At 48.8% G+C, this 8,239-nt stretch carries 11 protein-coding genes and 1 tRNA gene; 10 read left to right on the top strand and 2 right to left on the bottom strand.

Annotated elements, in window-relative coordinates; all coding sequences use genetic code 11:
* From BP822_RS10505 to BP822_RS12960, 9 genes are all read left to right on the top strand, one after another.
* A partial coding sequence (locus BP822_RS10505) for a UPF0158 family protein (RefSeq protein ID WP_286878257.1) occupies positions 1 to 534 on the top strand: 534 nt, incomplete at its 5' end.
* 130 nt (positions 535 to 664) lie between these two features.
* Positions 665 to 1,210, top strand: coding sequence for a 30S ribosomal protein S13 (locus tag BP822_RS10500; protein ID WP_013718523.1), 546 nt, complete (start codon positions 665 to 667; stop codon positions 1,208 to 1,210).
* Between the two features lie 21 nt (positions 1,211 to 1,231).
* Positions 1,232 to 1,768: a 30S ribosomal protein S4 gene (locus BP822_RS10495; RefSeq protein ID WP_013718524.1), complete on the top strand. Its 537-nt coding sequence runs from the start codon at positions 1,232 to 1,234 to the stop codon at positions 1,766 to 1,768.
* The gene (locus BP822_RS10490) at positions 1,769 to 2,158 is read left to right on the top strand and encodes a 30S ribosomal protein S11 (protein WP_013718525.1); all 390 of its coding nucleotides are present in this window, start codon (positions 1,769 to 1,771) and stop codon (positions 2,156 to 2,158) included.
* 3 nt (positions 2,159 to 2,161) lie between these two features.
* A complete protein-coding gene (locus BP822_RS10485; RefSeq protein ID WP_013718526.1) occupies positions 2,162 to 2,956 on the top strand; it encodes a DNA-directed RNA polymerase subunit D in 795 nt (264 codons plus the stop codon).
* A 45-nt stretch (positions 2,957 to 3,001) separates the two neighbouring features.
* Positions 3,002 to 3,086: transfer RNA gene (locus tag BP822_RS10480), tRNA-Leu, on the top strand.
* A gap of 194 nt (positions 3,087 to 3,280) precedes the next feature.
* On the top strand, positions 3,281 to 3,865 hold the full coding sequence (locus BP822_RS10475) for a hypothetical protein (RefSeq protein ID WP_286878256.1): 585 nt from the start codon (positions 3,281 to 3,283) through the stop codon (positions 3,863 to 3,865).
* Between the two features lie 463 nt (positions 3,866 to 4,328).
* The gene (locus BP822_RS10470) at positions 4,329 to 5,069 is read left to right on the top strand and encodes a sigma factor-like helix-turn-helix DNA-binding protein (RefSeq protein ID WP_286878255.1); all 741 of its coding nucleotides are present in this window, start codon (positions 4,329 to 4,331) and stop codon (positions 5,067 to 5,069) included.
* A complete protein-coding gene (locus BP822_RS12960) occupies positions 4,994 to 5,458 on the top strand; it encodes a Mu transposase domain-containing protein (protein ID WP_394339431.1) in 465 nt (154 codons plus the stop codon). The genes BP822_RS10470 and BP822_RS12960 overlap by 76 nt, the downstream gene beginning before the upstream one ends.
* A gap of 2 nt (positions 5,459 to 5,460) precedes the next feature.
* Here BP822_RS12960 and BP822_RS10465 read toward each other — a convergent pair whose 3' ends face one another.
* Complete coding sequence (locus BP822_RS10465) at positions 5,461 to 6,378, bottom strand: helix-turn-helix domain-containing protein (protein ID WP_286878258.1); 918 nt, start codon at positions 6,376 to 6,378, stop codon at positions 5,461 to 5,463.
* A gap of 279 nt (positions 6,379 to 6,657) precedes the next feature.
* On the opposite strand from BP822_RS10465, the gene BP822_RS10460 reads away from it, so the two are divergent.
* Positions 6,658 to 6,960, top strand: a complete 303-nt coding sequence (locus BP822_RS10460) for a hypothetical protein (protein ID WP_286878254.1) — start codon at positions 6,658 to 6,660, stop codon at positions 6,958 to 6,960.
* On the opposite strand, the gene BP822_RS10455 is transcribed toward BP822_RS10460, so the two are convergent.
* Positions 6,954 to 8,009, bottom strand: a complete 1,056-nt coding sequence (locus tag BP822_RS10455) for a hypothetical protein (protein WP_286878252.1) — start codon at positions 8,007 to 8,009, stop codon at positions 6,954 to 6,956. The genes BP822_RS10460 and BP822_RS10455 overlap by 7 nt on opposite strands.
* Positions 8,010 to 8,239: the final 230 nt, after the last annotated feature.

Genomic DNA, 8,239 nt, shown 5'->3' with positions numbered 1-8,239 from the left:
CATCACAATCGGGACACTACCGTCATAATATTAGCCCAAGGCTTTTATCGTAGTATAATGGTAAGATACGGTGCATGTAAATTCAAAGGATCAGAGATAAACATGACCACATTTGAAGAGATTCACCACGCCTTCTTCTATGTGAGCTCTGACGATTACGGGATGAATAGAGCGTTTCTGTGCCTGGATAATGGCGAGATAATCTATCGATCCGAATGGGACGATCCAAAAGAGGAAGATGAGGACGAGTTTGACTGCGATCATTTTATAGAGATCCCACATAAAAACGACCTTGACCTGGGACAGACGCTTGTGATTGAATTTGCAGAGGTGCATCTGCAAGACGATCTGGATCTCGTCCAGAGGATTTTTAGCCGTCGTGGAGCCTACCGGCGGTTCAAGGAGCTCCTGGATGAGAGAGGCCTTCTGCAGACCTGGTATGATTACGAAGACATTCGGGAGAAAGAGGCGCTCGGAGAGTGGGTCCAGGATAACGAGATCGAGCTGGAATCCCAAACGGCCAAATCCTCATAAGTCTTTTATACGAGAAGCATAACTTCACTTTGGCTCATTGGATTAATTCGCCCCACAACGTGTTGAGCGGGCGGCGTCGGGCTGTGACCCGGGGCTGATCCAGAGGAATAAAGTTCCCTGGAGGACTAACTTGGCAAAACCAACTGCAGGAAAAGAGAAGCCTAAGAAGGCAGAAGAGAAGCCTAAGAAGGGCTCTGATGAAGAGCTCAGGCATATAGTTCGCATTTTGAATACCGATCTGGCCGGAAAGAGACAGGTCCACATGGCCCTGACAGGCATCAAGGGCGTGGGCCGCAGATGCGCCAAGATCTTCACCGAGAGAGCGGGAGTGGATCCCAATGCCACCCTCGGACTGCTTCCTGATGCAGAGATCGATAAGCTGAAGAAGGTCGTGGAAGAGGACGCCATCAATATACTGCCCGTTTGGATGGTCAACCGGCGAGGCGATATCGAGACCGGCAAAGATATTCACATCATGGGCATGGACCTGAATATGACCCTCCGCGAAGACCTCGATCTCATGAAGAAGATGAGGAGCTATAAAGGGCTCAGGCATGAACGGGGTCTGAGGGTTAGGGGCCAGAAGACCAGGTCAACCGGACGCACGGGCGCAATCGTAGGCGTCAGCAGAAAGAGGGAAGGAGCACCAGCCGCGGGATCGGCTGCCAAGGAATAGGAAAGGAGAAGGTGGTAAGAGATGGGATATCCAGGCAAGAGTCGAAAGATGTATGCCAGGCCACGTACTCCCTGGCAGGCGGAGAGGATCGCGGGAGAGGTGGAGGTAGTCAAGGCTTATGGACTGCGAAACAAGAGAGAGCTGTGGAAGGCTCAGGCCGTTTTAAAGAAGTACAGGCAGGCCAGCAGAAAGCTCTTGGCAGCGGTATCTTTGGGAGAGGAGCCTCCCCAGGCACAGGCCATCCTCAACCGCCTCAAGAAGCTGGGAATGCTCAAAGAGGAGGGTGATCTGGATTCCATCTTATCCATGAAGGTCAACGACGTTCTGGAGAGAAGGCTGCAGACCCAGGTCTACCGGCAAGGGCTGGCCAACTCCCTGAAGCAGGCCAGACAGTTCATCGTCCACGGCCATATACAGGTCTCCGGGAGGAGAGTGGATGTTCCTGGTTATCTCGTGCCCAGGGGCGAGGAGATGAGCATTGACTATTACATGGGCTCTCCCATGGCCAGCGAGGGTCATCCGGAGAGAGCATCCAGAACACCCAGGGTGGAAGGATAAATGGCAGAAGGAAAGTGGGGCATTGCCCATATATTCTCGTCCTTTAACAACACGATCATCACCATCACCGACCAGACCGGAGCAGAGACTCTGGCCAAGATCTCGGGCGGAATGGTGGTCAAGGCAGCCAGGGACGAGAGTTCTCCCTACACAGCCATGCAGATGGCCATGCAGGTCGCTGACGCTGTGAAGGACAAGGGAATCGTAGGAGTTCACGTCAAGGTACGTGCTCCTGGCGGGAATCAGCAGAGGTCTCCAGGACCGGGCGCACAGGCGGCCATCAGGGCTCTGGCGCGGGCGGGCCTCCGGATCGGCAGGATAGAAGATGCGACCCCCATACCTCACGATGGGACCAAGCCCAGAGGAGGAAAGAGGGGTCGAAGGGTGTAAAGCTTGAATTTCGAGTTGCTTGAGCTGAGGGAGGACCGCATCCGGTACCTCCTCAGCGGCGTTAGCGCCGCTTTCGCCAATGGCATTCGCCGGGCCTGCATGAGCGAGGTTCCGATACTGGCCATAGATGAGATCAACCTCTATGACAATACCTCGGTTCTATTTGACGAGCAGATAGGATTGAGGATAGGGGAAGTCCCGCTGGTGGCAGACGAGCTGGACCTCTTCTCCCAGCCTGAGGATTGCCAGTGCGGCGGGACGGGATGTCCCGGATGCCGGGTGGATTTCATGCTCTCCAAGGAGGGGCCTGGGATGGTTTACTCTGAGGACATTCAGTTCACCGATCCCGGAGTCCGTCCGGCCTTCGATAAGATCCCACTGGTGATTTTGGGTGAGGGAGAGAAGCTGGTGATGGAGGGCTATGCCACCAAGAGAGTGGGCAAAGAGCACTCCAAGTGGCAGGCAGGAACTCTGTGCGGCTACAAGAATCTGCCCAGCATCACTGTGAGCGAGGCATGCGATGGGTGCGGAAAGTGCGTTGAGGCCTGTCCTCGTGATATCCTGGTGATAGAGGAGGGCAGAGCGAAAGCTACAAATATACTGGAATGCTCCTTGTGCAAGCTCTGCGTTGGTGCCTGTGAGGCCGCAGCCATTGATCTTAAGCCCATCCATGATTCCTTTGTGGTTTCCATCGAGGGCAGCGGATCTGTTGCCGCCAAGGATCTGGTGGCAAGAGCAGTGGATGAGATCAAGATGAGAGCTCTTGACCTCGATTCAAAGCTGGCAGAGCTATCTTAGAGCTGGGATCGGCTAAGCGAGCCGATCTGTTACCCATATTTGTGAGCGGGGGTTTCCAAGCCAGGTCAAAGGAGCAGGGTTGAGGGCCCTGTCGCGCAGGCGTTCGCGGGTTCGAATCCCGTCCCCCGCACTAATTTCTCTTTCTTGATATCGCTTCTTGGGTTTCTCCTAGATTTGTCTCCAAGCCTGTTGTAATCTTTTTCAGATAAACACTTTTCCAGGGTAAGGGGAGAACCATGTCCTCTATTTATGGCTATAGCTCAATGTAGATCGTAGGGCCACCTCAACAGGTTTATTCTTCTACTAAAGCCCTTAATTGATAACATGACAGAATGGCCTCTGACTCCTGAAGAACTTGAAAAAATGATCGACGATGATTTTATAGAAAGAGCCAAAGGTATGGGTCCTATGGGTTGGGAAGGATATGCCAAATACTTAAAATATGCAGCAGATGTTATATTGGAGAGATATAAACCCGCAATCAAAGAATTAAGTTCTCAAGAGGGCGGAAGAATGGATGTGCCCGAAGAGGAATGGTTTGAACGTGATGTACATTTAATATATACTTATTATTTATTAATGGGTTTGTCTATCGAAAATCTAGTTAAAGGTATTATAATGATCAGACACCCAGAATATTTAAGGAACAACACTGAATTAATTAAAGAGCGCATGGGTACACATAATACAATTTGGTTATTAAATAGTAACAATATTTATGGATTTACCGATTATGAGAATATTTTGGATGCACTCTCAAAGTGCGTCATATGGATGAGCAAATATCCTGTATCATTAAAGCGAAAGAATTTTGATTGGGGATGTGACTGGGTTGATCCAGAAGCAATAGATAAATTATATAAAAACCTTCATGAGAGATTGGACGAAGAGAAAGAGAGGCTTACTTAAAATGACTCCAATCTATATAAAATAACTCTAATCGAGATCTTCAGTTTTCATTTTTCGGGCCTTTGCAAGGGGGCCTCATTCTCGGATAGGCCCCTTTTTTGGCCGTCAGCCGGGACTACTTGCCGCCCCTACTATACTACCAGGGCTTTGGCCTCAGAGCTAGTGGCTTCTTCTAGTCAATTTGGTCAAAAGGACTTTGGGCTTCAATTACTCTTTTGATTGATTCAGCTATGAGGAGCCTATTGGTTAAAGGATCTAGGTCAACACGGAGAAGTGTGCCGAATTTTCTGTAAAATCTCAGCGGCCCCGTATCCTGATTCTACCTGGGCGGCATAAGAGTGTTTTCGCCGACTCAATTTTGACCCCTCTATTTAAGGAAACGCCAATTCGTTTTTGACCCCCCCCAAGAAGGAAAGCCTTCCCTCTCCAAGTATTCTGAGAGGTGGGCGGTAAGGTGAAAACGATGGCAGATGTACGTAGAATCGTAGACCTGTACGAACTCCATAAGTCCTACAAAAAAGTGGCCCGCGAACTGAACATATCCCGGAACACTGTGAAAAAGTATCTTCATCAGGTCAAAGATGTGCAAGAAGGATTGGCGGAGGAGATCATTCCCAAAAACCGAAAGATCGTTCAGCCCTCTCGCGTTCTCACAGATCTTGTCCGGCAGAAGATCCACCAGTATCTTGAGTCAAACTTAGGACGCCCCAAAAAACAACGACTCACGGCCAAAAGAATCTGGGAGCTTCTCATCCAGGATGGTCACAAAATAGGTTATACCAGCGTCAAAGACGAAATCGTTCGCTGGAAACGCACTAATGGACCCCGAGAGGTGTTTATCTTGCAGGAGCCGCGTGTTGGTCAGCGTGCTGAATTCGACTGGGGTGAAGTCACGCTCAACATCGCCGGAGTATGGCAGAAATTCTACCTTGCGGTTTTTGTTTTACCCTTTTCACTTTATCGATTTGCTCGCCTCTACCACAGATCAGCCCGTCTAGAAATGATCCAGCCCATATCGAATTCTTCCGCGAAATCGGCTCAGTTCTCGATGCAATATTCTATGACAGAATGGCTGCAGCATACGATTCTCGAAAGCAGCAGTTCAATGATAAATTTCTGGAATTTTCTATGCATTTCGGTTTTCAGCCCTGTGTTTGCAATCCAGCTTCACCTAACGAGAAAGGGACAGACGAAGAAAGTGTAGGCTATGTTCGGCGTGCCACCTTTGGCGAAATGAGTTCGTTTGCATCCATAAATGAGGCTACGGAATGGCTAAAAATGCGCCTTGTCGAGATAAATGGCCATCCTGTCTATCGTCGATCCAATGTGCCGGTCCAGGGACTTGATCAAGAGCGAGCCTTGATGCATCCATTGCCAACACTTGAATTTGAAAACTACGAACTGAAACGTGCAACTATTTCGCGGTATTCATTGGTAAAATTTGACGGGAACTTCTACTCAATTCCGGATACATACCGCCCTAGATATATTACACTGAATATATTAATGGATAGAATCGAGTTTCTTGATTGTGTAGTCCTGAAATTATTTCGCGTCCGACCTAGTTTTATAGTGTTTAAATTATTCATATAATTTCACAACCCAAACAGTCTATGGCCAATTGCGAAATAAGCTTCCAATGGCATTTTTCGCCTGAAAGCCCTTTCTGGAGTCTCCAAGCTTTGGAAATTCAAGCTTCCATGAGGTCTATCGTTATACCAAGTGATAAACTCGTCGAATGAATGAAAAGCAGGCCTGTGCTTGACGTATTCTCCGAAAAACCGTTCCAGCTTTCCGTTTGTCTGAGGATGCTTCACTCTGGCTAATATGGGCTTGATTCCATATTTTTTGAGGTGATCTTTGAATTCGCTGTTCCAGCTTCCGTCGTCATGGATTCTGTGGGCTCCAAACTCGCTGCCATGATCGAGTATCAGCTCCCTCAAGGGACAGAGCCACCAGAATTTGTCCACTAATTGGTCGATTATCAGCATGCTGTTCTCTGTATTGATCTCGGTGAACTCCCCTCCGGCCAGCACCATCCTGGATGCATCATCCAGAATTACGCAAACCTTGACATCAGTCCCATCCCATTCATGCCAGTCAATATGCCCCGCTGACATGCTGTGCTTTCGTTCATAACGAACCCACTTCCGGCGCTTCTGTTTCTTTAGATCTTCCTGGGCCAGGCCTGCTGCCTTCAGGTACATGTGTATGCGATTATGTGATATGCAGATCTTAAATTGTTTCCGGATCACAGTCTCCAGCATGCGCGCTCCAAAGCGGTAGCGAGCATGGGCTGCTCTGATGGCCTCTGTCTCTTTCTCAGTGAAGGGTTTGCGGGGGCGACCAACTTTTTCGCCTAATACAGGTTCTTGCCCGGTCTCCTTGTATTCTTTAATGATCTGTTGGACTCTCCTTTGTGAGACCTTGACGTCCCGCGCAATCTCTTTTGTGGCTACCCCCTTGCGGTTTTGACGAAGGATATAACGAACCTTCGTCTTGTTCAATTTCATATCTTGGACTATGCGTCCAAGCTTAGATGATAGGCGAAATAATTTCGGGACTCTACACCCATAGTTTACCATAGTAAAACATATGAGCGCTTCGAATAAAGGGACGCTTCAACCTTTATCGGCATCTATAGGTGCTAAGATCGCCCCCGCTGAAGCAGCTCAGATCCGGGAGCTGATCGAGGCGGGGTTGTGCCTTGGCGAGTCCGATCTTGTCAGAGACGCCATCGGCCCAGACTGTTTGAAATCAAGGTCATCAAATGCAGGGACGTCGATTTTCAGATGGCTAAGAAAGAGATTTTGGGCTACTACAAGAGCAGAGGGGAAGCATGTCCAGATGAGGCGGCAAGTGATCTTGAGCTGGACTGTCATGAGATAGGCGATGCTCTTCATGCCTCGAAGATCTATGCCGAAGCCAGAAAGATAGATGGCCCGCAGGTGATTGTGAAGACAGGCAGGCACAAAGCTCAGAGCATTACTATGGTTGAGAATGCCAAAGCGATAATCATAATGAAGATGGGGACTTCCCGCTCCGCCCTTCACAATCCCACAAGTAAAAAAAGTTTTGGAATTCTATCTCATTGATCATCTCCCCAACACACTTTGGCCACATATTGACCCGCATTATTCCCGGGATCTTTGTCATTAACGCCGAGCCAGAGCTCTCCCCCCTCGGGAGCAGTGAAAGTGGCATTGCTGCCAATGAAAATCGGCAAGCCTTCGGCGCCGATTCCTGCAATTAGCGACTCATGTCCCCAATCTGAACGGTAGGAGTAATCAGTCAGCCAATAGTCGACTTCATATGTTCCATCCGGTCCACAGGATATGCTTCCACTATTCGGCTGTACTGTACCAGTGGCAACAATGGAAATATTTTGCCCAGAGAGTATGCTGATGCCTGTATTGAACCATGACTCACCTGCCCATGCCGTGGGTGGCACTTTAAACTCGGTGCAGCCATTTGAATCTGATTCCTCAACTATTGCCGGGATCGGATCGGCTAAAAAACCATCCTCGAAGAAGGTAGTGTATCCCTCTTCTTTCATCTGATCGGTCCATTCATTCTTAGGCATTCCATTAAAGGGACTTGTTTCTCCCTCGCCATACAGATCATCTAAGGGAGATAAGGTGTCACGCATGGTGGCATGAGCCCATGCATCGAAGACATATTCCTTCCCATCATTATCGCGGATAAGGACTGCACCATGATCACTGTTAACGTTCAATGGATTATACGTATCCATTTCTCCTCCAATCTGACCGATACTCTGAGAATCGATACCCATCCCCGCAAAAATATCCTGCAAATTGAAGGTGTGAACCGAACATGTGAAGGCTGTTCTCTCATCAGCAAATAATTTATCGCTTATCCTTCCCCATACATCGTTACTGACCCCTGCATTGGATGCGCTGAGCTTTTTCAGATACTCGACAAATCCCGCTTTAGCTTTCTCTAAATTGCTCGCTGAAGCGAGAGAGGGATTATTCTTCACGATCTGCTCACCAAACTGACGGAGGACTTTTGCATCATCTGATTCCTGGTCTGATGCTGCTGGTTCGGCAATAACAATGAAAAAAAGCGCCAATACTATAGCCATCGGCAGCAGACGGTAGACTATTTTTTTCTTCAGCATGATCACTATCTCCCGGATTGGAAGTATTTAATCTTAGCCCTTTGCGTGTTTGTTCAATGATAATCCCACAGTGGACTGCTCCCTCCGTAAGGGAAAGAACGACCTGAACCTACCCGTCAACCGGGTCCGATGTTCCATAGCCGGAAGCATCCTTACGAGCATGATTGGTTCTCCTGACTGGAATAGATAAACAATGTTCTCAGGAATGCTCTACAGTGCTGGGGCGCAGG

Source organism: Methanosaeta sp. UBA458, from assembly GCF_002496085.1.
GTDB classification, from domain to species: domain Archaea; phylum Halobacteriota; class Methanosarcinia; order Methanotrichales; family Methanotrichaceae; genus Methanothrix; species Methanothrix soehngenii.
This window is presented reverse-complemented; position numbering and strand designations above follow the sequence as displayed.

Bases quoted from the DNA above. Each gene is read 5' to 3' on its own strand.
- BP822_RS10470 (WP_286878255.1), top strand. From the start codon at position 4,329: ATGGCAGATGTACGTAGAATCGTAGACCTGTACGAACTCCATAAGTCC.
- BP822_RS10495 (WP_013718524.1), top strand. From the start codon at position 1,232: ATGGGATATCCAGGCAAGAGTCGAAAGATGTATGCCAGGCCACGTACT.
- BP822_RS10460 (WP_286878254.1), top strand. From the start codon at position 6,658: ATGGCTAAGAAAGAGATTTTGGGCTACTACAAGAGCAGAGGGGAAGCA.
- BP822_RS10475 (WP_286878256.1), top strand. From the start codon at position 3,281: ATGACAGAATGGCCTCTGACTCCTGAAGAACTTGAAAAAATGATCGAC.
- BP822_RS10490 (WP_013718525.1), top strand. From the start codon at position 1,769: ATGGCAGAAGGAAAGTGGGGCATTGCCCATATATTCTCGTCCTTTAAC.
- BP822_RS12960 (WP_394339431.1), top strand. From the start codon at position 4,994: ATGCATTTCGGTTTTCAGCCCTGTGTTTGCAATCCAGCTTCACCTAAC.
- BP822_RS10465 (WP_286878258.1), bottom strand. From the start codon at position 6,378: ATGAAATTGAACAAGACGAAGGTTCGTTATATCCTTCGTCAAAACCGC.
- BP822_RS10455 (WP_286878252.1), bottom strand. From the start codon at position 8,009: ATGCTGAAGAAAAAAATAGTCTACCGTCTGCTGCCGATGGCTATAGTA.